The following is a 24652-nucleotide window of genomic DNA, read 5'->3' as shown; positions in this document are numbered from 1 at the left end:
GCCGGGGCCCCAACTATACAAACCCCCCTTCGCGGGCCGCGGCGCGGCCACCTCTCCCCCGCTTCGCGGGGGCGAGGAACCCAGGTCTTGAGAGGTCGGAGGGAAGCACCCCTCTGGCCGTCGCTACGGCTTTCGCCACTCTCCAAAGTCACAGGACGCAGGCTCGCGCTTCAGTCCGCCCCACGTAAATAGCTCGCCAGTGCCACCGCATTGTTGTACGCCTCGTCATGGGCGCCGTAGAGCAGCGTCACCTTGCCTTCACGGAGCAAGGCACGTAGTTCCGCCACCGCCTCGCCGTTCCGGTCGAGCTCATCGCGGTATCGCCGCTGGAATTCCGCCCAGCGCGCCGACTCATGACCGAACCATTTGCGCAACCCATTGCTCGGCGCGATGTCCTTCAGCCAGACCGTCAGCGCCGCGTCCTCTTTGCGGACGCCGCGAGGCCATATACGGTCGACGAGCACCCGCTGCCCGTCATCGGGCGCCGGCTGCTCATAGATGCGCTTGACCGCGAGCTCCATTGCCAACTCCGCATGGGCCAGCAGGCGCCGCTGCTTGCTGGTCTTCGCTTAGAGATCCCGGGCCTAAACCCACTCGCCCTTGCGCATCACCGGCACGCGGCTGCCGTCCTTATGGACGCCGTCTATGTCGATCTTGTCCGAGCCGATCATCCAGTCGATGTGGATGAAACTCTTGTTGCCGCCGCGCGCCGCGATCTCGTCCTGGCCGAGCGAGGCGCCGTCGACGAAGCACTTCGAATAGCACTGGCCGAGCGCGATGTGGCAGGCGGCGTTCTCGTCGAACAGCGTGTTGAAAAACAGCAGCCCACTCTTGGCGATCGGCGAGGAATGCGGCACCAGCGCCACCTCGCCGAGACGGCGCGAGCCTTCGTCGGTATCGAGCACCTTTTGCAGCACATCCTCGCCTTTCGTGGCCTTGGCCTCGACAATGCGGCCCGCCTCGAAACGCACCGCAATGCCGTCGATCAGGGTACCCTGATAGGACAGCGGCTTGGTGCTGGTGACATGGCCTTCGACGCGCCTTGCATGCGGTGTGGTGAAAACCTCTTCGGTCGGGATGTTGGGGTTGCAGGTGATGCCGTTCTTGGCGGTCGAGGCGCCGCCCATCCACTCGTGGCCGTCGGCCAGCCCGACGGTCAGGTCGGTGCCGGGACCGGTGAAATGCAGTGCGTGGAAATTGTGGCCGTTCAGCCATTCGGTGCGGCTCTTCAACGCCGCATTGTGCGCCGTCCAGTTGCCGATCGGGTCTTCGACGTCCACCCGCGAGGCGGCAAAGATGGCGTCGGCGAGCTTGGCCACGGCGACGTCGTCGGCGTCGTCCGGGAATACCTGCTTGGCCCAGGCCTGATCGGGATAGGCGACGATGTTCCAGTTGATGTCGAAGCCGGTGATCTTCTCCAGCGCCGGCTGGTAGGCCATCGAATTCGCCTTGTTGGCACGCGCCACCTTTGCCGGGTCCTGCGCCGAAAGCAGCGACGGATCCTCGCCGCGCACGGCAAGCCTCGCCGCATTGTTGGCGAAGGCTTTTGCCATGCCTTCATAGAGCCAGCCGGCGGCGCGGTCGAAGCCGGCGTCGGCGCCGTAGCGGAAGCGCGCGAGCGTGATCTCATCGTCGTTGAAGATCGGCGTCACCAGGCCCGCGCCTGCCTTGTAGGCGTGCTCGACGATCCGCCGCGTCAAAGGCAGCGCGGCAATAGACGAGGTCAGCACCAGATCCTGCCCCGGCTGCAATTGCAGCCCGACCTTGACGGCGACCTCCGCCAGCCTGTCGAGCTTCACCGGGTCGATGCTTGCGGAAACGCCGCGCGAATGTGTGGTCATGATCCTGCCTGCCGTGATTGGGGACTGTTTCTTACATAGACCGGCGCTAACGACCTTTCCACCGTGATGTGCCGGCAGCCCTAGCTGGCCCTCTCGAGCGACCTGAACTGCGCCATCGTCGCCTCGATCTCTTCGCGGATCCAGATCTTGAAATCCCTGACCTTACGGCTTTCGTTCTTGCTGGCCGAGGTCACCAGCCAATAGCCGAGCCCGCTCTGGGCGCGTACGCCGAAAGGCGCAACGAGACGGCCGTCGGCCAGCGCGTCGGCGGCCAGCAACTGCCAGCCGAGCATAACGCCGTGGCCGGCAATCGCCGATTCCAGGCACAGCATCGGATCTGTGAAGCGCGCGCCCTTCATGAAGGTGACCGGCTTCACCCCGGCCGCTTCGAACCAGCTCTCCCAACTGATCATCGATCTTTCGTCCGTGATCGCACAGGTCAAAGCAAGGTCCTCGATCGATTTCAGCTTGCTGGCGATCACCGGTGCACAGACCGGAAACACCTCCTGCGCCAGCAGCAATTCGGCCCGCCCGCCCGGCCATTTGCCGTCGCCGAGCCGGATGGCGACGTCGATGTCCGAACGATCGAGATCGGCAAGCCGCACCGAGGCATCGATGCGCAGGAGCACGTTCGGATGGCGGGCAAAATGCCGCGACAGCCGCGGCAGCAGCCATTTCGAGGCGAAAGCTGGCGCCACCGAAACCACCAGCGTGCACTCCGAGCTTTCATCGGCAAGCGCCACCGCCTGTGCGAGTTCGCGGAAGCCCGCGCCAAGCCGCGTTGTGAAGGTGGCGCCGAATTCGGTCGCCACCAGGCCAGCCGGCGTTCGGTCGAACAGCGCCCGGCCGAGCTGCTTTTCGGTCCGGTTGATCTGCTGGCTGACGGCGCTGACCGAGACGTTGAGCTCGCCGGCCGCCGCCGCGAGCGAGCCCAGGCGGGCGACGGCCTCGACGGCGCGCAAGCCGTTGAGATGAACACGGTTCAGCATAGCCATACAGTTTTTCTAAACTGGAGCGGCGGAAATCTCAATTGCCAGACAACTGCCGAACGGCGGATTTTAAGTGGGTCACTCAAAGTGAGGAGGCAAATCCGATGAAGATTTTATCATGGCTCGGCGCCTTTTCCCCGATCGGGATGCAGCCACACCGGCATGACAGCAAGGCCATCAATTGGATGACCGATCCGCTGGCGCATCCGCTCCTCGACACCATGTCGGAGCGCGAACTCGCCGACATGCCGTTCAGGCTGACTGCGCGTCGTACCCGCTTCGAGACGGCCTCGACAAGAACCTGCTGCGGTTGAGTCTCCTGAAGAAGCACCTCGGGCGAGCCAACCGCCGACGCGGCTGCGCAACCCTTCTGGCCCAACAAAAGGCGGATTGTCTCACCGGCAGGCGCACTTATGGTGCACTGCAATGAACATCGCTTCGCCCTTGCGCCTTGCAATCGCCGGCATGATTGCCCTGGCCGTCGCCATGGGCATCGGCCGCTTCGTCTACACGCCGATCCTGCCTGGCATGATGGAAGAGCTCGGCCTGTCGCCGGCCGATGCCGGCTGGATCGCATCGGCCAATTATCTCGGCTACCTCGTCGGCGCGCTTGCCGCCACCGGCGGCTGGGCGCAAGGCCGCGAGCGCCAGGTGATGCTGGCCGGCCTTGCCGCCACCGCGATCCTCGCCGGCCTGATGGGCCTGAGCGGCACGATGGCCGCGTTTCTCGCCATCCGCTTTCTTGCCGGCGTTGCAAGCGCCTTTGTCCTGGTCTTCATGACCAGCATCGTTTTCGGTCATCTCCCCGCGGCCGGGCGAAACGACCTGCAGGCGTTGTATTTCGGCGGTGTCGGCCTCGGCATCGCGGCGTCCTCGGCGCTGTTGGCGCTCCTCGTCACCGAACATGCCGGCTGGGCGGCGGGCTGGCTGTGGTCGGCGGTGATTTCGGCCTGCGGCTTTGCCGCCGTCGCCTTGCTGGCCGGCGGCACCTCGGCCGCGAACAGCACCACCGGGAGCGAGCCGGCACTGCCGAAAGACCGGTCGCTGGTGAAGATCATCGTCGCATACGGCCTGTTCGGCTTCGGCTATATCGTCACGGCAACGTTCCTGGTCGCCATCGTCCGCCAGGGCGGCGGCGGCCGCGTCTTCGAGGCTGTGGTCTGGATGGTCACCGGCCTTGCCGGTTTCCCATCGGTCTGGCTGTGGCAGAAGCTTACGGCCAGGATCGGGCTCTATGCCACCTACGCGCTGGGGTGCCTGATCGAGGTGGTCGGCGTCAGCGCCAGCGTCGCCATGGGCGGGCGCACCGGGCCGCTACTCGGCGGCCTTCTTATCGGCGGCACCTTCATCGCCATCACCGCGCTTGGCCTGCAGGCCGGCAGGCAGCTTGCTCCGCAAGCACCACGCCGGATGCTGGCGGTGATGACGGCCGCCTTCGGCCTCGGCCAGATCATCGGCCCGATCGTCGCCGGTCTGCTTGCGCAGGCCTCGGGCAACTTTTTCCTTGCCTCGATCGTGGCTGCCGCCGTCCTGCTCGCTTCCGGCGCGATCGCCTGGTCGGCTGCGCCAAAATCGCCATGATTATGGTCTTGCTCGGTTGCGGGCATCGGGCACGGGCATTTTCTTTCCCACTAATGTGTGACTTTATGCCCGCTGACCAACGCCGCTGATTTGCGCCGACCGAGGATTTCGCCACAGTGTTCGTATCGTTTTTTCCGCAGCCGAAGCTCTTTTTCACCTCGGCCGCCGTCTGGAGTGCGGTCATGGTGGCCGTGTGGTTTCTCGGCGGCGACCAGCTAGGCGCTTTGGTCGGATTTCCCCTCCCTGCAGCGGACGCGGCGCCGATCATTGGCGTTTCCGTTTTCTGGTCGCCTCCGTTCCTTTGGTTCTACATCTATTTTACACTTGGTGTGCTGCTCTTTTACGCCTTCTGGCATTGGTATTCCCCGCACCCGTGGGACCGCTGGTCGATCCTTGGCAGCTCGCTGATCTTGTTCACGACCTATTTTCAGGTTCAGGTGAGTGTAGCGATCAATGCCTGGTACGGGCCGTTCTGGGATCTGATCCAGGGCATTGTGAGCAAAAGTGTGAAGGCGACAGAGTATGATGTTTATGCGCAGTTAATAACTTTCCTCGGCATCGCTCTGGTGGCTGTTACTGTTTACGTTCTGACAAATTTCTTTGTAAGCCATTGGGTGTTTCGCTGGCGGACAGCGATGAACGACTACTACATGTCCTATTGGCCTAGGGTGCGGAGCATCGAGGGAGCTTCCCAGCGCGTGCAGGAAGACACGATGCGCTTTTCAAAGATCATGGAAGATCTTGGGACCAGCTTTATTGATTCGATAATGACTTTGATCGCCTTCATGCCGATTTTGCTTGCCTACTCAAAGCACATTACGGCATTGCCTTTCATCGGTCAGGTGCCGCAGCCGTTGGTTTTGGCTGCGATCTTCTGGGCGATGTTTGGGACGGTATGCATTGCCACCGCCGGCATAAAGCTGCCCGGCTTGCAGTTTCGCAACCAGCGCGTCGAAGCCGCTTACCGCAAGGAACTTGTTTATGGTGAGGACGATCAGTCCCGAGCGCAGCCGCCGACCGTTTCCGAATTGTTCGGAAATGTGCGCCAGAACTACTTCCGGCTCTATTTCCACTACGTCTATTTCAATGTGGTCCGCTATCTCTACTTGCAACTAAATACCATATTCCCTCTTTTTTTGATGACTCCTTCGTTGGTCGCCGGAACCTTGACGTTGGGTCTCGTCAACCAGGTCAATTCCGCGTTCAGCCAAGTGACCAGCTCGTTCCAATATCTTGTTAATTCCTGGTCAACGATCGTTGAGCTCTTGTCAGTCCACAAGCGGCTGCGAGCGTTCGAAGCCACGATCAAGGGCGAGCCGCTGCCGGTGATCGATCAGCACTATCTAGAACGGGAACAAGCCGGGCTGCGTCCTGAGGACCAGCCGGCAAGCTAAGACTGGCGGGCGGCGGGCGCTTGCGGCTCAGCCGCCCACCGCCGCCTGCCTTTCGCCTCGCCGCGAAACATAATCGTGAAAACTGATGCACTCGACGTCCGCTTTGATGCAGACCTCGCCGGCAAAGCGTTCCAGCGCGTTCCAGTAGGCGCCGTCGTTCATCAGCGTGAAGTGGAAGCCGAGCTCAAGCGGAATGCGCTTGCCCCGGTATTGCGCATCGAAGGCGGCGCGGAACGCGTGATAGGTCCGGTCAGTGAACTCCTCCGCCATGCTCGGCCGCTCGAAGCCGCCGGAATGTCTGACATAGAGATTGTAGTCCATGGCGATCACCCGCCTTGAGCTCGGCCCTTCCGGGATCTGCGGCAGCGAAAAACGCGTGATGCCGCTGACGGTCGGCGGCTCGACCGGCCCACGCGAGACGCCGCTTGCGTCGAGCAGGAAACCGGCCGCAGGCAGCGCCTCGTAGAGCGCCTTGTTTGCCGACAGATAAGGCGCGCGGAAACCGACCACTGCCTTGCCTGCGAAATCGCGCCAGCCCTTTGGTTCGGGTGCAATGCCGTTGATCGAATAGGCGTTTTCGAGAACATGCTTGAACGAGCCGAACTCGCTTAGCCAGTCGGCTTTGCTCCAGTCCTTGCCGTCGAAATGACCGCAGCCATGGCTGCCGATGTCGTGGCCTTCCGAGGCGGCAAGATTGATCTGCTCGAGCCGCTCGGCGACTTCCTGTTTGGAGGCGGCAAAGCCGATATTCGATTTGCCTTCTGTCTTGCCGGGCGCGGTGTATTCCATACGCGTCTCGGGCGACAGCAGGAACACGCAGGAGACAAAATAGGTGAAATGCGCACCCGTGCGTGCGGCCAGCGCCCGGCTGCGCTGCCACTGCGAAATGTCGCGGGCGCTGTCGAATGAGATGATGACGATCTGCTTCGGTTTTGCCGGCGGCGCCGGCGGGTCGGCGCAAGCCGCGCCGGCAGCAAACACGGCAATGGAAAACGCAACAACGCGGGACAAACGGGGCAAAGGCATCTGACCGGGTCAAGGAATGTAGAAGCACCGCCTACCGGCGAAATATGGCACGGGTACGATCGACCTGTACGGCCGCCCTTGGCGGCGACTGCCTCGTGAATAGGCGATTTTCCTTCCGAACCCCTTCCATGCCGGCAAAATTTCGCTAAAACGCGGGCTCATCAACCGCCCCGGCCAGGGCATGAATGGTTTTGATCCATGTCGGACGACAGTTTTATCCGCGAAGTCAACGAAGAGATTCGTCGCGACCAGGCGCATGCGCTGTGGGATCGTTTCGGTCCCGCCTTGCTCGTGCTGGCCGTGCTGGTGGTGCTCGGCACTGCCGCTGTCGTCGGCTACCGCTATTGGGACGAGACCCGCGCCAACCGCTCGGGCGATGCCTTCTCGCAGGCGCTGAAGCTTGCCAATGACGGCAAGAACGACGAGGCGCTTGCCGCTCTGGAGGCGTTGGAGAAGGACGGCTACGGCGCCTATCCGCTGCTCGCCCGCATGCGCGCCGCAACCGTCAAGGCGGACAAGGGCGACGTCGACGCCGCCGTCAAGGATTTCGACGAGGTCGCCGCCGACACCAAGATCCCCTCCGGCATTCGCGACATGGCTCGTCTCCGGGCAGCGCTGCTTCTGGTCGACCACGGCTCTTTCGCCGATGTCTCCAGCCGCGTCGAGGCGCTCACCGCCGACACCAACACGCTGCGCCATGCGGCGCGCGAGGCGCTTGGCCTTGCCGCCTGGAAGGAAGGCAAGGCGGCGGATGCATTGAAGCTGTTCGACCAGATCGCCGCGGATGACGGCGCCCCGCGCAACACGCGCGAGCGGGCGACATTGATGTCCGAGCTGATCCGCGGCTCGGGCGGCGTGTCGTAATAGTCCATGACCTTCAAAGTCGCCATCATCGGCCGGCCTAACGTCGGCAAATCGACCCTTTTCAATCGGCTGGTGGGAAGGAAGCTGGCGCTTGTCGACGATACGCCCGGCGTCACCCGCGATCGCCGCGTCCATGCCGCAAAACTCTACGATCTGCATTTCGACGTCATCGACACCGCCGGCTTCGAGGATGCGGCCGCCTCGACGCTGCCCGGCCGCATGCGCGCCCAGACCGAGATCGCCATCCGCGAAGCCGACCTGATCTTTTTCACGATCGATGCCAAGTCCGGGCTGATGCCCGACGACAAGACCTTCGCCGAGATCGTGCGCAAGTCCGGCAAGCCGGTTGTCGTCGTCGCCAACAAGGCCGAGGCGCGCGGCGCCCAGGGCGGCATGCTGGAGGCCTGGGAGCTCGGCCTTGGCGAACCGATCCCGGTCTCGGCCGAACACGGCCAGGGCCTGCCCGATTTGCGCGACGCGGTGATCGCGGCACTGGGCGAGGCGCGCGCCTTCGGCGAGGACGAAGAGGCCGGCGAGGAGGAGGTCGCCGCCAGCGAGGTGCTGATCGGCGAGGATGTTACCGACCCGGACGCAGAGCCGAGCTATGACGACACCAAACCGATGCGCATCGCCGTCGTCGGCCGCCCCAACGCCGGCAAGTCGACGCTGATCAACGCGCTAATCGGCGAGGAGCGGTTGTTGACCGGCCCTGAGGCCGGCATCACTCGCGATTCCATCTCGGTCGACTGGGACTGGCATGGCCGCCGCTTAAAATTGTTCGACACCGCCGGCATGCGCCGCAAGGCCAGGATCCACGAAAAGCTCGAAGTGATGTCGGTGCAGGACGGCTTGCGCGCCATCCGCTTTGCCGAGATCGTCATCATCGTGCTCGACGCCACCATTCCCTTCGAGAAGCAGGATCTGCAGATCGCCGACCTGATCATCCGCGAGGGCCGTGCCCCGGTGATCGCCTTCAACAAATGGGATCTTGTCGACCATCCCCAGGAGCTGCTGGCCGAGCTGCGCGAAAAAACCGAGCGGCTTCTTCCCCAGGCGCGCGGTATGCAGGCGGTGCCGGTGTCGGCCGAGACCGGGCGTGGCCTCGACAAGCTGATGGATGCCGTCATCCGGACGCATCGAGTTTGGAACAGCCGTGTGTCGACCGGCAAGCTCAACCGCTGGCTGGAAGGCATCCTGGCGCATCATCCGCCGCCCGCTGTCGCCGGGCGTCGGCTGAAGATCAAATATGTCACGCAGGCCAAGACGCGGCCGCCGGGCTTCGTCGTCTCCTGCTCACGGCCGGATGCGATGCCGCAATCCTACGTCCGCTATCTCTCGAACAGCCTGCGCGAGGCTTTCGACATGCCCGGCGTGCCGATCCGCATCGCCTTGCGCACCTCGGACAACCCGTTCGCCGGCAGGGCGAAGAAGCGCCGCTGAGCTGCGCGTCTTCTGGGCGCCAGCATCAGGCTACGCTCCGCAGGCCGCTCGCGGGCAGCGCCTGCACATTTTCGGGAAGGCGATTCCACCGACACCTGCAGCAGGATGTCGGCAAGTCGCGCCGCCACCGGGTCTGGCTCGGCCTTCCTTGCGATGCGGCAACAGGCCCATCTCAGGCAGTGCGGGCAGCCCGGCGATCTCCGGCGTCATCGCCCTGACGGTGGCCGGCGCGAGTGGGGGCAGCCTCTGCACCTAATGGGCGGTGTAAGCTCCGTCCACCAGGTGGTAGCTCCCAGTGATAAAGCTGGCCTGGTCGGACAAGAGGAAGCATACAAGAGCCGCTACCTCTTCCGGTTTCCCGCGCCTGCCCATCGGCTGAAGACCTGCCATGCGCCGGCTGGCTAATGCCTCCATTTGCTCCGATAAAAGAGGCGTTTCGATCCAGCCGGGGCCGACTACATTGATCCGGATGCCCATCCTGGCATATTCGATCGCCGCAACTTTGGTTAGTCCAACGACTCCGTGTTTCGCTGCCGTGTATGCGGACGCAGTTGGCAAGCCGACGGAACCGAGAACGGAGGACATGTTCACGATGGCACCTCCGCCTCGATCCAGCATCGCGGCGATTTCGTACTTCATGCTGTAGAAAACGCCATTAAGATTGACGTTTATCAGCTTGTGCCAGTTGTCGAGCGGATAGTCTGCCGTTGCTTTTCGAACGCCGTCGATACCTGCATTGTTTACCGCCATATCCAGTCCGCCGCATTTCTGGACAGTGAACTCGATCAGCTTTTCCACGGCTGCTGCATCCGTGACATCTACCGCAAAGTCGTAGGCCCTGCCTCCTTGCGAGCTTATTTCGGCGGCTTTGCACTGCGCGGCCTCGGCGTCAAGGTCGGCGACAACAACCTCGGCTCCTCCTTGCGCGAGTTGCCGTGAAACAGCGGCTCCTATTCCGGAGCCTGCGCCGGTCACAATCGCGACTTTACTATGGAAGTCAGGCTTCATCGTCTCTGTCCTATGCCCATTTTGACATAACCGAAACAGAGGCAGACGGTTATCGCAAGAAGTTTCGCTCCAATTCGCTTGTCAATCCTGTGAATTCATTTTTGCCACCACACAGCGAGACTTGGCCCGCAGCCCTTGGAATGGTAGAGACGAGGGCGGCGGTAGATGACCAGTTTCCTAGCAGGTAGAAATGGAAGAACACCACATTGCGCGCCGGGGGCTCGTGCTGGGTAGTCTGGCTCTGATGGTCTCCGGATGTACGTCGATTTCATCCGCGTTCGGACCAAGGCGTGGCCTGAATCCTCGTTACCGACGGCAGCATGTGCGGTACGACGGAAACGAGCCGGCCGGAACAATCGTCGTCGATACTTCGCAACGTTTTCTCTATGCCGTCGAGACGGACGGGTGGGCGACGCGCTACGGCGTCGGCGTCGGCGAGCAGGGACTTTCGTTCAAGGGTACAGCGACCGTCGGCCGCAAGGCGGACTGGCCGTCGTGGACACCCACCGCCAGCATGATGAAGCGCAAGCCGCGCCTGGTGCAGTATGCAGGGGGGGTCCCTGGCGGACCAAACAACCCGCTTGGTGCGCGTGCCCTTTATCTCTATCGCGACGGGCACGACACCCACTTCCGGATACATGGTACAAACGAGCCATGGACGATAGGCACAGCGGTATCGAACGGGTGCATCCGTATGATAAATGACGACGTCATTGACCTCTACGACCGTACTCCTTTGGGCACGACGGTGGTGGTTGTTTGATGGTGGGCAGGCTTGATCTCCGTTGGATGGTGAACCCTGCCAGCACGTCACCGCAAAGGTGCCGCCGGCAACCGGGTGCCAACTGTGTCATTTCTGCACTAGGCGTTGGTGTAGATCGCAGCTAACTTGGTGGGGCTGCATATCGTTCTAGTTGTGGCGATTCTATAGGCTATTCCGCCCCCGGGGAAAGGATTGCTTGATGAACAGGATATTGATTGCAATGGTTACTGTGCTCGCCGTTGCCAGCCTGAGCGGCTGCGCGAACGACTGGATCGGCAAAGGAAAGGGTAAGGCTCCGGCACCCGCTCCGGTAGAGGAACCAGTGATTAAGTAAGGACCGGCTTGTATGGGGAAGGGGTGCCAAGCCCTTCCCCATACATACGCAGCCGGGGCTTTGGCCGGCTTCACAGCATACGGCGCGGTTGGCGGGCATAGGCCGTTATTAGGTCTGTGCTTCGTGAAGTTCGGGAATGGACGCGGCGATGACGCTTGTAAGTAGCCGTCTCTTGCTTGTGGCGTTGGTGGCCCTCCCGGCAGCGGCATGTCAGACGAAAGACCTGCCGCCCCAGCCGAATTTCGTATCTTATGCCAATGGCGGAGCTGCGCCTCAAAAAAACGACGAGCGGTACTTCATCGAGTTCCGCTCCCGCTACGCCCTAAGCTACGGCCACACCTACGCAGTTTTTGGGCGCCTGGACCGGGCCGGGAGAATGATCGATCCCCAAGTCGCGGGCCTTCACCCGGCTTCGAACAGTGCGGTTCCCTATGTTCTGGGCCATATCGTGCCGGTGCCAGCCGAAACCGGGTGGAGCGACGGTGATCTGGAAGAACCATACAGATCCGCAAGCTGGCAAATCATATTGACCCGGGCCGAATACGACAAAGTCGTTGCCTACATCCGCAAGCTGCAGGCGAGCTCGCATGTCTGGCAGGCGACGGTCTTGAACTGCAACGGCTTCGTGGCGGACATCGCTCATTCCATGGGATATAAGACTCCCGCCATTCAGCTCCGGCCGCAACAATTCATAACCGAGCTTCGGGAGATGAATACATAACCAAGATTCGAGGGATGAATGGGACCGAATGCGATCGGTACTGCCCCTCCGGCTTTCGCGTCTGCGGACTAACTCGGAGAGGATCGCTGCGCCTGAAGGTCGGCCGGTGACGAAATCGAGGCGATGGGTGAACTGGCCATACTCAGGGGCAGCTGCTACAGTCGCGATCGCAGAAAGGGCGCTGGTGACCTGAAGTGAGCATTGCGGCAGCCTCACTTGGCGAGGTCATTTGGGTAATCGGCATCGTTGCTTGGTACGTGATCCGGTATCCCTTCGAGCGCCGGGCAAGGCGCGTGCGAATTGTAACTGGCTACCGCTCACGTTCCGACATCGTCGGGCTTGCATCTGCTCTGTTTGGCCTCGCAATCCTGCCTGCCTTCTATGTTGTCACCGGCATGCCCGCAGCGGCTGACCACCCGGCCAGCGCGTGGGCCGTGGCTCTCGGCACAATCATCTTCTGCTCCGCGCTATGGGTTTTTCGCAGGTCCCACAAGGAACTTGGCCGGAACTGGTCGATTACGCTGGAGATCCGCGAACGGCATGAACTGGTCAGCGCCGGGCCATACGCCTTGGTCCGTCACCCTATGTACACCTCTTTCCTGCTTATGGGGCTCGGCCAGGTCTTTCTGCTGCCGAACTGGATTGCGGGCATATCGGGTTTGATTGGGTTCGCAGTCCTTTTCCTGCTGAGAGTGGACGAGGAAGAGCGTATGATGCTGGAGAATTTCGGTCCGCAATACCGTGCCTATATGGAAAAGACCAAGCGAATATTCCCTTATCTTTATTAGAGGTACGTTTGATGCGAGGCCGAGCCCTCAAGCTTTCCGCGCCCCGGCGCCTTGTTGGCGATCTGATGAGGTTTTCGATCGGCGTGCCACGGGTCGCGGTGCAGCGTCAGATGAACCTCGGCCCACTCGTAAGGGCTAGGATGGCGCAGCAGGCCAGGCCCTCGTGGACCGCGATCTTCCTGAAAGGATATGCGCTTCTCGCCCTAGAGATGCCGGAGCTGCGGCGCGCCTATGTCAAGTTGCCCTGGCCGCAGCTTTACGAGTATCCGGCAAGCGTAGCCTCGATTGCCCACGAGCGCGAATATGATGGCGAGCCGGCCGTTCTGCTGAGCTGCATCAAGCGCCCGGAGCGCTACTCCATCACGGAACTTGAGGGATCCATCCACGCGGCTCGATCACGGCCGATCCTGGAGGTCCCGGAGTTCCGGCGTGCCTTGCGCATGGCAGGTGCGCCCGCGCCAGTCAGGTGGCTGCTTATGTGGCTAGGGTTGAACATCGCCCGGCAAAGGTCAAATTACTTCGGTACCTTCCAACTGTCCGTCTATTCTGGTCTCGGTGCGGAATCACTCAACCCGCTGACACCATTGACCACGCTTCTCAACTACGGTCCCATCGGCAAAGACGGATCGGTGAATGTCCGCATCCACTACGATCACCGGGTCATGGATGGAGCGAACGTTGCACGAGCACTGGAGAGATTCGAAAAGATCCTGAACGGCATTGTCGCCAATGAAGTGATGCTGCTCGATCAAAGTGTTGCCGCTCCTGCAGGACAGAGGAACGCGACATGATTTCGCGCTGTGAATTCCGGCCAGCCGTCGTCGTGATTGGCGGCTCGGGTGGAATTGGCCGGGCAATTGCGAGCGTCGCTGCACGGGAGCGCGGTGCGGTTGTGCTGGTTGCCCGCTCGCCCGAGGGTTTGGCCGCTGCGGCGTCTGAGGTTCGGGAGAGGGGTGGCGAGGCATTCACGCTCGAGTTGGATCTCGTGGCAGGCGATGCGCCAACGCGCCTGGAGGGCTTCCTGTCCGCACACGGCCTGGTCTGTGATGTCCTGGTCAACAGCGCCGGCTATGGCCTGCGGGGCGCGACGACGGCGCTGCCTATTGATGGTCAACTCGGCATCATCGATCTCAACATACATTCCCTCACAGAACTGACCCTCCATTTTCTGCCGGGAATGGTGGCGCGCCGACGGGGCGGGGTGCTCAATCTCAGTTCCGTGGCCGGGTTCGTTCCCGGGCCTTATATGGCTCTGTACTTCGCTAGCAAAGCTTTCGTGCGCTTCTTTTCAGAGGCGCTTCACCAGGAATTGCGCCGAACCGGTGTGACGGTCACATGCGTTGCACCAGGCCCGGTGTCGACGGAGTTTCTCGCAAGGTCAGGCGCCAATCAGACGGTGCTCTTCAACATCTTGCCCAAGGTGGATCCGGAGTATGTGGCTGAACGGGCGTGGCGAGGGTTCAAATCCGGTCGTCGCCTCGTCGTACCGGGGATCTCGGCCAAGTTGGCTGCCCTTGCGGCAGCGCTCCTGCCTTCCGCAGCGCTGCTGCCCCTGGTCGGCCGGCTGCAACGCGGCGGCAATGATCAATGTCCTTGCGGTTCAGGTATGAAGTTCAAGAAATGCTGCGGTACCCGCCAGATTCAGCTACGCCGGGGCCCTCGGGGAATTAGCCCCTGACCGCAGCACGCCACCGAAAAACCTCATTGAAGCAAGAGACCGCTCGCCGATGACGGGCGTCGGCTGAAGATCAAATATGTCACGCAGGCCAAGACGCGGCCGCCGGGCTTCGTCGTCTCCTGCTCTCGCCCCGATGCGATGCCGCAATCCTATGTCCGCTATCTCTCGAACAGCCTGCGCGAGGCTTTCGACATGCCCGGCGTGCCGATCCGCATCGCCTTGCGCACCTCGGACAACCCGTTCGCCGGCAGGGCCAAGAAGCGCCACTGAGGGGAGCTTTCAGGGGCGCTGCGCCTGCGCTCGGCTCGGGAGTAACGCAAGAGCGTCGTTGCGGTGCAGGATCTTTGCTAACGCTGGCGGGACAGCACCCCCTCTGTCCTGCCGGACATCTCCCCCGCAAGGGGGGAGATTGGATTTCGCGAATGCCTTCGCCAATCTCTAACGTTGCAAGAAAGGTGCCAAGAACGAAGCTGCCAATCTCCCCCCTTGAGGGGGAGATGTCCGGCAGGACAGAGGGGGGTGTGAAGAAATTCGACGCAGGATGTGCGGTTCTGGATCGCTGTGCCTTCGGAAGTCTTGCGACGTCGCCTCAAAACTGTCTTGTCGAAACCTAAGCGACGTCTCTCAGCCCCTCATCCATCCGCGCACCTTGCGGCAACGCTTCCAGCGCTGCCTGCAGCAGGATGTCGCCAAGCCGCGCCGCGACCGCGTCGGGCTCGGCCTCCTTGCGATGCAGGAACAGCGCCATCTTGGGCAAGGCGGGCAGCCCGGCGATCTCCGGCGTCATCGCCCTGACGGTGGCCGGCAGGCCGATATCGGTGCGGATCGTCAGTCCGAGCCCGGCGGCGACGGCTGCCCAGATGCCGCCAAGGCTCGGGCTGGAGAAGGCCATCCGCCATGCCAGTCCGGCGCGGTCGAGCGTTTCGGTCGCCACGCTGCGCAGCAGGCACGGCGCTTCGAGCGCCACCAGCGGCAACGCCTCGCCATCGCGCAGGCTGGTCTCGATCTGTTTTGCCGGGCCGATCCAGCGCATCTGGACGTCGGCGACATGCCGGCTGTAGGGCAGCGTCGCGCCATTGTGCCAGGCAAGCGCGATATCGAGGCTGCCCGAAATGATCCGTTCGGCAAGCTCATGGCTGCGTGCGATCCTGGCCTCGATCTTGACCTTGGGATGGGCGCGGGCGAAGCGCCCGAGCACCTCCGGCAGCACCGCCTCGCCGAAATCCTCCTGCAGCCCAAGCCGCACCCAACCCTTCAGCTCGACATCGTGGATGGCGGAGGCGGCCTCGTCATTGAGCTCGATCAGCCGCCGCGCGTAGCCGAGCATGGTCTCGCCCGCGTCCGTCAGCGCCAGGCCACGCCCAGATTTGCGGAAGATCGGCGTCGCCGCCTGGTCCTCCAGCTTCTTCAATTGCGCACTGATTGCCGAGGTCGAGCGGCCGAGCCGGTCGGCGGCCTTGGCGAAGCTGCCCAGCTCCATGCCGGTGACGAAGCTGCGCAGGACTTCGAGATCGAATGTCACGCGTCGCATGCCAATAATCCTCATATTCGGGACATTACGTCAAAAACTTCCTGATATTCAGTACGAAGCTATGGCGGTAGAGAGAGCGCGTCAAGACCGAATGCAGCCGACCCATGCAGGAGCTGAACCATGTCCGCTGTCGCCACACGAGCAGATTGCAAACCGCTTCGCCCGGCCGCCGTTGCCGCCCCGTCAGAAGCGGCGGCACTTCGAGCCAATCATCGCTGGAAGGTGCTGGGCATCGGCGTCGCCGCCAATGCCTGCTTTTCGGCGACCTTCTCCGGCATTCCGGCGACGGCGGTGTTCCTGCGCTCGGGCTATCATCTCTCCAATGGCGACCTCGGCCTGGCGCTTGGCCTTCTCGGCCTGGGCGTGGCGCTGAGCGAATTGCCGTGGGGGCTGCTGACCGATCGCTGGGGCGACCGCCGCGTGCTGCTGACGGGGCTCGGCGCAACCGCGGTTTGGCTGCTTGTTATGGCCGCGCTGGTCGTGCCGTCACCGGCCCATATTCCCGGCATCGCGCTTCTCGCCGCTGCCCTGCTGGTCACCGGATTGCTCGGCGGCAGCGTCAGCGGCTCCAGCGGCCGCGCCATCATGGCCTGGTTCGGCGAAGGCGAGCGCGGCTTTGCCATGAGCATCAGACAGACGGCGGTGCCGCTTGGCGGCGGGCTTGGCGCGCTCGTGCTGCCGTCGCTCGCTTCAGCCCATGGCTTCACGGCGGTCTTCGGACTTCTGGCGGCTGCATCCGCGGTCTCGACCTCGCTCGCCTGGCGCTGGCTGCATCAGCCGCCGGCGCATGACGATGCCAATTCGGGCAGCATGGCATTGTCGGCCGGCCCGGCGCCGCTGCGCAACCCGGCCGTCTGGCGCATCGCAACAGCCATCGGCCTGCTTTGCTTTCCGCAGGTGGCGGTGCTTACATTTGCTTCCGTGTTCCTGCATGATTTCGCCGGCATGGGAACAGCCGTTATCAGCGCCAGCCTGGCTGCCGTGCAGGTCGGCGCCATGGTCATGCGCGTCTGGAGCGGCCGCTACACCGACCGTCACGGCAACCGCCGGTCGTTCCTGCGTCTGTGCAGCATGCTGAGCGTGGCCGCCTTCGCCGTGCTTGCGGCGCTCGTCTTGTTTTCGGCCCAATTCTTGTCAGGCCAAGCGCCGATGCTGTCGCCGGCGATCGTTGCGGTGCTGGTCGTGGCCGGCATCTGCGTCTCCTCCTGGCACGGCGTCGCCTACACCGAGCTTGCGACGCTGGCCGGCGCAAGCCAGGCCGGAACGGCGCTCGGCCTTGCCAACAGTCTGGTCTTCATTGCCTTCTTCCTGGTGCCGATCGCCATTCCGGGGCTTCTCGTGCTCTGCTCGTGGGCAGGCGTCTGGCTGGGTGCGGCTATTTGCGCGCTGATCGCCTGGCCGATCTTTCTTCCGTCAAGCGATGGCCGCAAAAGCGCCTGACTTCGACACGAGATGGGAAAACAACGTTCTAAGCTGTTAACGCCCCATCAAGGTTAATGCATCATTGTAGCTCTCCAGTGGGGTCCGTCGCGTTTCTGGAGAGTTCCGTGCATCGACGTGTTTTGACGCGGCTTGTCGCCGCCGCCGGTGAGAAAAAGCGTTCCTTCCTGCCTCCCCTCGTTATTGGCCTTGGCATCTGGATCGGCTTTCCGACGGTCGCTGCCTATCAGGACATGACCAGCCTGGTCTCCGGCCTGGAGGCGCCGAGCGTCCGCTGGAACGCCTATGTCGAGAAATCCGTCGCCGGCTCCGTTCACGCCGCCGAAATGCCCTTCCTCGATTCCAGCAGCACCGGCTCGCTCTCCGGCTCCGGCGTCCAACTGCCCGGCATCGGCGCCGTTTCGTTTCGCGGCAAGGGCAGCATCGCCGGCACGACGCCGGACGAGAACCGCATCACGCGTGCCGACAAGAAGGGCCGCATCATCCAGGTCTCGCCCGTCTCGCCGCCGAAGAACTTCAACGCCGGCTCGATCTTCGAGCGCACCTCTTCGCTGCTCCGCCCAAGCATGGACAGCGGCCTGAGGATGGCTTTCGCCAAGCCCGAGATCAAAGGCAAGGAAATCCAGATCGCCGCCGCCTTCCACACGCGCATCGACAAGAAGCCGGATCCCGGCGTGCCGGCGATGCTTGCCGCGCTGGTCAACAACGATCATCCTGACGTGCTGGCGACCGCCTACGCCTCGTCGGCTCCCGATTATGCACAGGCGTCACCCTTCGAGGCCTTGCTGCAGGACGAGGACCCAAACGACGGTCGCTTCATTCCGCCGCTGAGCAAGGGCGACCATTCTTGGATGCAGACGCCGCTGCCGGCGAGCGTCTTTTCCAAGCCGGAGCAGGCCTGTCTCGCCAACGGCATCTATTTCGAGGCGCGCGGCGAATCTGTGCGTGGCCAGGCCGCCGTCGCTCAGGTCATCCTCAACCGCGTCCGCAACCCGACCTATCCGAACTCGATCTGCGGCGTCGTCTACCAGAACGACAACTGGTTCAACCGCTGCCAATTTTCCTTTGCCTGCGACGGCAGGAAGAAGCGCATCGACAACGCCGCCGCCTACCAGACCGCACAGGATGTCGCCATTGCCGTCACAGCCGGCAAGATCTTCATTCCCGAAGTCGGCTCGTCGACCCATTATTACGCCAACTACGTCCATCCGGGCTGGGCGCGGACGATGCAGAAAATGACCAGGATCGGCCTGCACATCTTCTACCGCACCTATGGTGGCGGCTGGAGCTGAGCGCTCGGGCAGCCCTTGCGTCTTTCCCGCGAGAGCGGCCGATCGAAGACGCATCGCCGCGGGGATTCGGCCACGGCCCGCCAGAGACTGTGTCGGGCACGATGTCGCACCCAGGCAAGTAACTGATTTATAACGATAAAATACTTGAGCTTGAACGTCCGCCCGTGGCTTGACGGGCGCGGACCCTCTAACTATGTTGCCGGCGACTTTAAGAAGCGGACGGACGGTGACGGTCTGACCGGGCAGGGGGGTTGCGTGGCCGACAAGAATGGGCCAGACGGAACCGGCAAAACCGGCCGCGGCAAGCAGCATGAAGCCGACATCCGCGACGACGATCTTGAGCGCCGCCGGCGCGACCTTGAAGCATCGCTTGCGACAAGGCGGCCGGACCGGCTCGAGGGGAAAGACGACGCGAAAACGGGCAGTGTGGCCGGGTACGGCCAGGCGCTCAAGCTGTCCAGCGAGTTCATCGCCGGGATAGTGGTCGGTGCGGCTCTCGGCTGGTTTATCGATCGCGTGGCGGGGACATCGCCATGGGGTCTGATAGTCGGGCTGCTGCTGGGTTTTGGCGCCGGCGTGCTCAACGTCCTGCGTTCAGCCGGGCTTGTGTCGGAATTCGGAACGGGCGACAAACCGCGCGATCCGAAAGAATGAATTGAGGCGCCGCATGCCGGCGCATTGAACAGAATGCTGAAGCCGTCTGCGGCTTTGATGGGGATTTAAAGTGGCTGCTGACAAGGTCGATCCGATCCACCAGTTCCAGATCCATCCGATCATTCCGATTCACATCGGCGGCTACGACTTGTCTTTCACCAATTCGGCTCTGTTCATGCTTGCGACGGTTGCTGTCGCATCGGCGTTTCTCTACCTCAGCACGTCGAGCCGCAGCCTGGTTCCGGGCCGCCTTCAGTCGGTCTCGGAAATGGCCTATGAATTTGTCGGCAATATGCTGAGGGACGCCGCGGGCACGCAAGGCATGAAGTTCTTCCCCTTCGTGTTCTCGCTGTTCATGTTCGTGCTTGTCGCCAACCTGCTTGGCCTGTTCCCTTATTTCTTCACCGTCACCAGCCACATCATCGTCACCTTCGGCCTCGCTGCGCTGGTGATCGGAACCGTGATCGTCTACGGCTTCATGAAGCACGGTCTCGGCTTCCTGAAGCTGTTCGTGCCGAAAGGCGTGCCCATCGTGATGATGTTGCTTGTCGTTCCGATCGAAGTGATTTCCTTCGTCTCGCGCCCGGTCAGCCTCTCGGTTCGTCTGTTCGCCAATATGTTGGCCGGCCACATCACGCTGAAGGTGTTTTCGGGATTCGTCGTCAGCCTCAGCGCTCTCGGCACGCTTGGCATTGCGGGTTCGGTCCTGCCGCTGGCGATGGCCGTGGCTTTGACGGCTCTGGAGTTGCTCGTGGCGCTTTTGCAGGCCTACGTCTTCGCCGTGCTGACCTGCATGTATCTTAACGACGCCCTGCACCCTTCGCACTGATTTAGAGTTTCCGGCATTGCCGCCGGATGGAATCGCAACGGAATTTTAGATCCAAAGGAGTTGAATAAATGGACGCAGAAGCAGCAAAGTACATCGGCGCCGGCATCGCATGCCTCGGCATGGGCGGCGCGGGCATTGGCCTCGGCAACATCTTCGGCAGCTATCTGGCGGGCGCGCTGCGCAACCCGTCGGCCGCCGACGGCCAGTTCGGCCGTCTGATTTTCGGCTTCGCCGTGACCGAAGCGCTGGGTATTTTCTCGCTTCTCATCGCGCTTCTCGCCCTGTTCGGCTGAATGCTTGTTCGGCTGAACATTGGCAAGAATTGAACAGGCCGGCCGCGATCCTGCGGCGGGCCTGAATTTCGGGGATAGCCCATGTTCGTGACATCTGCCTTTGCGCAAGAGTCCGCGCCCGCCGTCGAAGGCGGCAGCGCTGGGACCGGCGTGCCCGCCGAGGCGCACGGCACGTTTCCGCCATTCAATCCGGCGACGTACCCGTCACAGCTGCTGTGGCTGGCAATCACTTTCGGGCTGTTCTACCTGTTCTTGAAACGGGTAGTGATGCCGCGCGTCGGCGGCATCATCGACGTTCGCAACGACCGCATCACGCAGGATCTCGATCATGCTGCCCGGCTGAAAAGCGAGGCCGATGCCGCCGTTGCCGCCTATGAGCAGGAATTGGCGGAAGCCAAGGGCAAGGCCAATGCGATCGGCCAGCAGGCCAACGATGCGGCCAAGGCGGAAGCCGAAGCTGCCCGCAAGACGATCGAGGCAGCGCTTGACCAGAAGCTTGGCGAGGCCGAGGCGCGCATATCTTCCATCAAGGCCAATGCCATGAAGGAAGTCGGCACGATCGCCGAGGACACCGCTTCGGCCATCGTCGAGGCGCTTGTCGGCGGCAAGGCTAGCAAGGCCGAAATCGCGGCCGCGGTCAAATCCGTGGCCGGGTGAGGAGCGCATCATGGACGCCACATCTCTCGCGACGCTTTGGGCAACGGTTGCCCTCGTAATCTTCCTCGGCATTGCCATCTACATCAAGGTGCCGGGCATGATCGCCAAGGCGCTCGATGCCCGCGCCGACAAGATCAGCAGCGAGCTCGAGGAAGCGCGCCGGTTGCGCGAAGAGGCCCAGCAACTGCTTGGCCAATACCAGCGCAAGCGCAAGGAAGCCGAGCAGGAGGCCGCGGCCATCGTTGCCGCCGCCAAGCGTGAAGCCGACATGCTTGCCGCCGAGGCGCACAAGAAGACCGAGGACTATGTCGCTCGGCGTACCGCCTTGGCCGAGCAGAAGATCGGCCAGGCCGAGCGCGAAGCAATCGGCGAAGTGCGCGCCAGCGCCGTCGATATCGCGGTAGAGGCCGCGCGCGCGCTGCTGGCCGGCAAGATCGACGCCAAGGCCGGCGCCGACCTGTTCAACGCCTCGCTGCGGGATTTGAAGTCGAAGCTGAATTAAGCGACTTCGTCGAGAAATTCATCGAAAGCCGCCCGGGAAACCTGGCGGCTTTTTTGTTAGCGAAAGCGGCCGAGCGCGTAATCTCCCCCCTTGAGGGGGAGATGGCCGGCAGGCCAGAGGGGGTCGCCGCGCGTAAAGCGCCAGCCTTCTCTTTCGTCCCGCATGGCGTCGCGCCAGGACGTACCGACCCCCTCTGGCGCCTTTGGCGACATCTCCCCCTCGAGGGGGGAGATCACACCTTGCCGAATCGCTCAATCCAAACCCGAAAAACCCTCTTCCTCGAGCACCTCGGTGCCGCCGAACCGGAACGGCGCGAAGGAGGCGCGGTGCAGCCGTGCCACTGGCCCGTGCAGATCGATCGCCGTGCGATGGCGCACAGTGGCGTAGCCCATATGCAGCTCGAAGCCGTAATGCGCATGATGGCTGCCGCAGCCGCACATCATGCGGTCGCGCATCACCTTGGCGACGATCGAGGCTGCGGCGATCGACTGCGAGCGCTGGTCGCCCTTGATCAGTGCTTTTCCCTCGCAGGGCAGGCCGGGCGGCACGTCGCGGCCGTCGGCCAATGCCAGCTTCGGCCGGATTGACAGGCCGGCCACGGCACGGCGCATCGCCTCCAGGCTGGCCTTGAGGATATTGGAGGCATCGATGCCTTCGGCGCTGACCGACGCCATCGATACGGCGAGCGCGGAGCCGAGGATTTTCAGGAACAGCGCCTCACGCTGCAAATGCGTCAGCCGCTTGGAATCGTCGAGGCCGTCGGGGATGTTGGCGGGATCGAGCACCACCGCTGCCGCCACCACCGGCCCGGCGAGCGGGCCGCGGCCGGCCTCGTCCATCCCCGCCACCGGCCAAAGGCCTTCGGCCATCGCCCTCGTCTCGAACGAGAAGTCGGGTTTCTCGACGATTTCGAAGAGAAGCGGAGAATCGGAACGCGGGCGAGCCATGGTGCGGCGAGGTTCGCATCGGCTCCGATTCTCCGCAAGTCCCCTCTGGGTCGGGCGGGGCACCGGACCAGGAGGGGCTACCGTCTGCAAGCCCGGGGACAAGACAGGCCGGACGGGATTTTTCGCCTGCTGCGGCCGCTTCAAGCGGCTGGCGCGAGACGCTTTGTCACAGCAGCATCAGCTGCTCGGTCGCCTTGGCGGCGGGGACGAACTGGTCGGTCCTGAGCGAGCGCCGCTCGGCATTGAGGCCGAGCCGTTTGGCGGCGATCTCGAAGCGCCGGCCGATCTGCCAGGCATACGGGCCGGAGCCTTTCATGCGCTTGCCCCATTCCGAATCGTAGTCCTTGCCGTCGCGCATCGACCGGATCAGCGACATGACGTGGCGATAGCGGTCGGGATAATGGCGCAGCAGCCAGTCCTTGAAGATTGGCGCGACCTCCAGCGGCAGGCGCAGCAGCACATAGCCGGCTTCACGCGCGCCCGCTGCCTGCGCCGAATCGAGGATGCGCTCCATTTCCGGGTCGGTCAGTCCGGGGATGATCGGTGCGACCATCACCGAGGCCGGTATGCCGGCGTCCGAAAGCTGCCTGATCGCCTCCAGCCGCTTGGTCGGCATCGACGCGCGTGGCTCCATGGTGCGCGCCAGCATGCGGTCGAGCGTCGTCACCGACAACGCCACCTTGGCCAGCCCGCGTTCGGCCATGCGCGACAGAATGTCGATGTCACGCGTCACCAGCGCCGATTTGGTGACGATGCCGACCGGGTGCCCGCGCGCCTCCAGCACTTCGAGGATCTCGCGCATGATCCGGTATTGCTTCTCGATCGGCTGATAGGGATCGGTGTTGGTGCCGATGGCGATGGTGCGCGGCTGGTAATTATCCCTGGACAATTCCTTGTCGAGCAGCCGCGCCGCATCCGGCTTGGCAAACAGCTTCGATTCGAAATCCAGCCCCGGCGACAGCCCCATGAAGCTGTGCGTCGGCCGCGCGAAACAATAGACGCAGCCATGTTCGCAGCCGCGATAGGGATTGATCGAGCGGTCGAAGGAGATATCGGGCGATTCGTTGCGGGTGATGATGGTGCGCGGCTTCTCGACCTGTACCTCGGTCTTGAAGGGCGGCAGCTCCTCCAGCGAATTCCAGCCGTCGTCGAACACGTGCCGGCTGACCGGCTCGAAACGGCCGGACGGATTGATGCCCGCCGACCTGCCGCGATTGCGGTCGGGACGGACGCGCATGCCGCTCTGCTCGATCATCGCATTCGCCATCTCGGCCCTGCCAGCGCCGAAGGCGGCAATGTCGGCACGCACGATCTGTTCCATTTTGGCCCTTTCCCAGGGACTGTCCGCCCGCTGTCGAATCGCTCTGCTCATGAATGTATTCCTATCGCATTGATGAGAACAAAGCAAGAACTTTCTCGCGGCGCGCCGCAAAAACTGGCGCTGCCCACCGCTTTCCGCTATTCGGCTAAACATGCTCAGCGTCCTGATCGAAACCCTGAATGACGAGGAGGGCCTTGCCCGCACGCTCGCCTCGCTGATCGGCGGCGCGGTCGAAGGCGTGGTGCGCGACGTTCTCGTCTGCGACACCGGCTCGACCGATCAGACGCACCGCGTCGCCGAACATGCCGGCTGCCACTATGTCAGCGGCGGCATCGCCGCCGGCATCAGGCAGGCCAAGGGCGACTGGCTGCTTTTGCTCGAACCGGGAGCGCGGCTGGGAGAGGGCTGGATCGACGAGGTCGTCGCCCATACGGCGAGGCAAACCATGGCGGCGCGGTTCTCGCGGGCACGCGGCAGCCGCGCGCCGTTCCTGTCGCGCGTCTTTGCCGGAAATCGCGCTCTCGCCGAAGGCCTGGTGATCAGCAAGCGTCAGGCCGCCGCGCTGTCGAAGAATGCCCGCAGCGCCGAAGCGATCGCCCGCGGCCTGGCGACCAGGAGGCTCCACGCCGAGATCTGGGTCGCGCCGCGGAAGTGACAGCTTACCGTCCCGGTTATGGGAACTCCGCCCAAGCACATTTTCTGGCGGGTCGTCGTTTATTGTGCATTGCACAAAATCTGGCCGGGGGTTACCATTCCCGG

General features: G+C 63.0%; 27 protein-coding genes and 1 pseudogene. 20 read left to right on the top strand and 8 right to left on the bottom strand.

Annotation, left to right across the window (positions count from 1 at the left end):
• Window positions 1-170 precede the first annotated feature (170 nt).
• From NKI97_RS11940 to NKI97_RS11930, 3 genes are all read right to left on the bottom strand, one after another.
• Window positions 171-527 carry a DUF488 domain-containing protein gene (locus tag NKI97_RS11940; RefSeq protein WP_352449948.1) on the bottom strand — a complete coding sequence of 119 codons (357 nt, stop codon included), beginning with the start codon at window positions 525-527 and terminating at the stop codon, window positions 171-173.
• Window positions 528-584: 57 nt separating this feature from the next.
• Entirely contained in the window at window positions 585-1841 is a 1257-nt protein-coding gene (locus NKI97_RS11935; RefSeq protein WP_352449947.1) for an aminopeptidase, read from the bottom strand.
• Window positions 1842-1921: 80 nt separating this feature from the next.
• The gene (locus tag NKI97_RS11930) at window positions 1922-2836 is read right to left on the bottom strand and encodes a LysR substrate-binding domain-containing protein (protein ID WP_352449946.1); all 915 of its coding nucleotides are present in this window, start codon (window positions 2834-2836) and stop codon (window positions 1922-1924) included.
• A gap of 98 nt (window positions 2837-2934) precedes the next feature.
• Here NKI97_RS11930 and NKI97_RS11925 point away from each other — a divergent pair, with 98 nt between their 5' ends.
• The 3 genes from NKI97_RS11925 to sbmA all read left to right on the top strand — a co-directional run bounded on the left by NKI97_RS11925 (window position 2935) and on the right by sbmA (window position 5805).
• Complete coding sequence (locus NKI97_RS11925) at window positions 2935-3144, top strand: hypothetical protein (RefSeq protein WP_352449945.1); 210 nt, start codon at window positions 2935-2937, stop codon at window positions 3142-3144.
• Between the two features lie 112 nt (window positions 3145-3256).
• Window positions 3257-4411: a YbfB/YjiJ family MFS transporter gene (locus tag NKI97_RS11920; protein ID WP_352449944.1), complete on the top strand. Its 1155-nt coding sequence runs from the start codon at window positions 3257-3259 to the stop codon at window positions 4409-4411.
• Window positions 4412-4527: 116 nt separating this feature from the next.
• On the top strand, window positions 4528-5805 hold the full coding sequence (gene sbmA, locus NKI97_RS11915) for a peptide antibiotic transporter SbmA (RefSeq protein ID WP_352449943.1): 1278 nt from the start codon (window positions 4528-4530) through the stop codon (window positions 5803-5805).
• 27 nt (window positions 5806-5832) lie between these two features.
• Here sbmA and NKI97_RS11910 read toward each other — a convergent pair whose 3' ends face one another.
• Complete coding sequence (locus NKI97_RS11910; protein WP_352449965.1) at window positions 5833-6825, bottom strand: polysaccharide deacetylase family protein; 993 nt, start codon at window positions 6823-6825, stop codon at window positions 5833-5835.
• 204 nt (window positions 6826-7029) lie between these two features.
• Between NKI97_RS11910 and NKI97_RS11905 the strand changes: the two genes are divergently transcribed.
• Together NKI97_RS11905 and der are read left to right on the top strand one after the other, a co-directional pair.
• Window positions 7030-7695: a tetratricopeptide repeat protein gene (locus tag NKI97_RS11905; RefSeq protein ID WP_352834192.1), complete on the top strand. Its 666-nt coding sequence runs from the start codon at window positions 7030-7032 to the stop codon at window positions 7693-7695.
• A 6-nt stretch (window positions 7696-7701) separates the two neighbouring features.
• Window positions 7702-9135 (top strand): ribosome biogenesis GTPase Der, encoded by a 1434-nt coding sequence (gene der / locus NKI97_RS11900; protein ID WP_352449942.1) that lies wholly within the window; start codon window positions 7702-7704, stop codon window positions 9133-9135.
• 252 nt (window positions 9136-9387) lie between these two features.
• Here der and NKI97_RS11895 read toward each other — a convergent pair whose 3' ends face one another.
• The gene (locus NKI97_RS11895) at window positions 9388-10143 is read right to left on the bottom strand and encodes an SDR family NAD(P)-dependent oxidoreductase (RefSeq protein ID WP_352449941.1); all 756 of its coding nucleotides are present in this window, start codon (window positions 10141-10143) and stop codon (window positions 9388-9390) included.
• A gap of 190 nt (window positions 10144-10333) precedes the next feature.
• On the opposite strand from NKI97_RS11895, the gene NKI97_RS11890 reads away from it, so the two are divergent.
• From NKI97_RS11890 to NKI97_RS11860, 7 genes and pseudogenes are all read left to right on the top strand, one after another.
• Entirely contained in the window at window positions 10334-10906 is a 573-nt protein-coding gene (locus NKI97_RS11890; protein WP_352449940.1) for a L,D-transpeptidase, read from the top strand.
• 199 nt (window positions 10907-11105) lie between these two features.
• Entirely contained in the window at window positions 11106-11240 is a 135-nt protein-coding gene (locus NKI97_RS11885) for an ABC transporter (protein ID WP_352449939.1), read from the top strand.
• 148 nt (window positions 11241-11388) lie between these two features.
• Window positions 11389-11961, top strand: coding sequence for a hypothetical protein (locus tag NKI97_RS11880; RefSeq protein ID WP_352449964.1), 573 nt, complete (start codon window positions 11389-11391; stop codon window positions 11959-11961).
• 200 nt (window positions 11962-12161) lie between these two features.
• On the top strand, window positions 12162-12749 hold the full coding sequence (locus NKI97_RS11875) for a protein-S-isoprenylcysteine O-methyltransferase (RefSeq protein ID WP_352449963.1): 588 nt from the start codon (window positions 12162-12164) through the stop codon (window positions 12747-12749).
• An 11-nt stretch (window positions 12750-12760) separates the two neighbouring features.
• Window positions 12761-13540, top strand: a complete 780-nt coding sequence (locus NKI97_RS11870) for a hypothetical protein (protein WP_352449938.1) — start codon at window positions 12761-12763, stop codon at window positions 13538-13540.
• Window positions 13537-14427: an SDR family NAD(P)-dependent oxidoreductase gene (locus tag NKI97_RS11865; protein WP_352449937.1), complete on the top strand. Its 891-nt coding sequence runs from the start codon at window positions 13537-13539 to the stop codon at window positions 14425-14427. Before NKI97_RS11870 ends, NKI97_RS11865 begins: the two co-directional genes overlap by 4 nt.
• Window positions 14428-14466: 39 nt before the next feature.
• Window positions 14467-14697 (top strand): annotated as a pseudogene (locus NKI97_RS11860) (ribosome biogenesis GTPase Der); the annotation flags it as partial.
• Window positions 14698-15037: 340 nt separating this feature from the next.
• Here NKI97_RS11860 and NKI97_RS11855 read toward each other — a convergent pair.
• Window positions 15038-15958 carry a LysR substrate-binding domain-containing protein gene (locus NKI97_RS11855; protein WP_352834190.1) on the bottom strand — a complete coding sequence of 307 codons (921 nt, stop codon included), beginning with the start codon at window positions 15956-15958 and terminating at the stop codon, window positions 15038-15040.
• Between the two features lie 120 nt (window positions 15959-16078).
• On the opposite strand from NKI97_RS11855, the gene NKI97_RS11850 reads away from it, so the two are divergent.
• The 7 genes from NKI97_RS11850 (at window position 16079) to NKI97_RS11820 (ending at window position 21625) form a co-directional block, all read left to right on the top strand.
• On the top strand, window positions 16079-17398 hold the full coding sequence (locus tag NKI97_RS11850) for an MFS transporter (protein ID WP_352834187.1): 1320 nt from the start codon (window positions 16079-16081) through the stop codon (window positions 17396-17398).
• Window positions 17399-17505: 107 nt separating this feature from the next.
• Entirely contained in the window at window positions 17506-18690 is a 1185-nt protein-coding gene (locus tag NKI97_RS11845; RefSeq protein WP_352449934.1) for a cell wall hydrolase, read from the top strand.
• Window positions 18691-18945: 255 nt separating this feature from the next.
• Complete coding sequence (locus tag NKI97_RS11840; RefSeq protein WP_254820419.1) at window positions 18946-19344, top strand: AtpZ/AtpI family protein; 399 nt, start codon at window positions 18946-18948, stop codon at window positions 19342-19344.
• 70 nt (window positions 19345-19414) lie between these two features.
• Window positions 19415-20173 (top strand): F0F1 ATP synthase subunit A, encoded by a 759-nt coding sequence (locus tag NKI97_RS11835; RefSeq protein ID WP_352449933.1) that lies wholly within the window; start codon window positions 19415-19417, stop codon window positions 20171-20173.
• Between the two features lie 68 nt (window positions 20174-20241).
• Window positions 20242-20466 (top strand): F0F1 ATP synthase subunit C, encoded by a 225-nt coding sequence (locus tag NKI97_RS11830; protein WP_006206606.1) that lies wholly within the window; start codon window positions 20242-20244, stop codon window positions 20464-20466.
• Window positions 20467-20547: 81 nt separating this feature from the next.
• Window positions 20548-21123 carry a F0F1 ATP synthase subunit B gene (locus NKI97_RS11825; protein WP_352449932.1) on the top strand — a complete coding sequence of 192 codons (576 nt, stop codon included), beginning with the start codon at window positions 20548-20550 and terminating at the stop codon, window positions 21121-21123.
• Between the two features lie 10 nt (window positions 21124-21133).
• Window positions 21134-21625, top strand: coding sequence for a F0F1 ATP synthase subunit B (locus tag NKI97_RS11820; RefSeq protein WP_352834183.1), 492 nt, complete (start codon window positions 21134-21136; stop codon window positions 21623-21625).
• Between the two features lie 251 nt (window positions 21626-21876).
• On the opposite strand, the gene rnhB is transcribed toward NKI97_RS11820, so the two are convergent.
• On the bottom strand, window positions 21877-22572 hold the full coding sequence (gene rnhB, locus NKI97_RS11815; protein ID WP_352449930.1) for a ribonuclease HII: 696 nt from the start codon (window positions 22570-22572) through the stop codon (window positions 21877-21879).
• Between the two features lie 166 nt (window positions 22573-22738).
• The gene (locus NKI97_RS11810; RefSeq protein WP_352449929.1) at window positions 22739-23893 is read right to left on the bottom strand and encodes a PA0069 family radical SAM protein; all 1155 of its coding nucleotides are present in this window, start codon (window positions 23891-23893) and stop codon (window positions 22739-22741) included.
• Between the two features lie 151 nt (window positions 23894-24044).
• On the opposite strand from NKI97_RS11810, the gene NKI97_RS11805 reads away from it, so the two are divergent.
• Window positions 24045-24548, top strand: a complete 504-nt coding sequence (locus NKI97_RS11805; RefSeq protein ID WP_292664385.1) for a glycosyltransferase — start codon at window positions 24045-24047, stop codon at window positions 24546-24548.
• The last annotated feature ends 104 nt before the right edge of the window (window positions 24549-24652 follow it).

This window comes from Mesorhizobium sp. M0296, from assembly GCF_040321675.1.
In the GTDB taxonomy this organism is placed as follows: Bacteria; Pseudomonadota; Alphaproteobacteria; order Rhizobiales; family Rhizobiaceae; genus Mesorhizobium.
The sequence above is the reverse complement of the archived record's forward strand: the minus strand, read 5'-3'. Positions and strand labels throughout refer to the sequence as shown.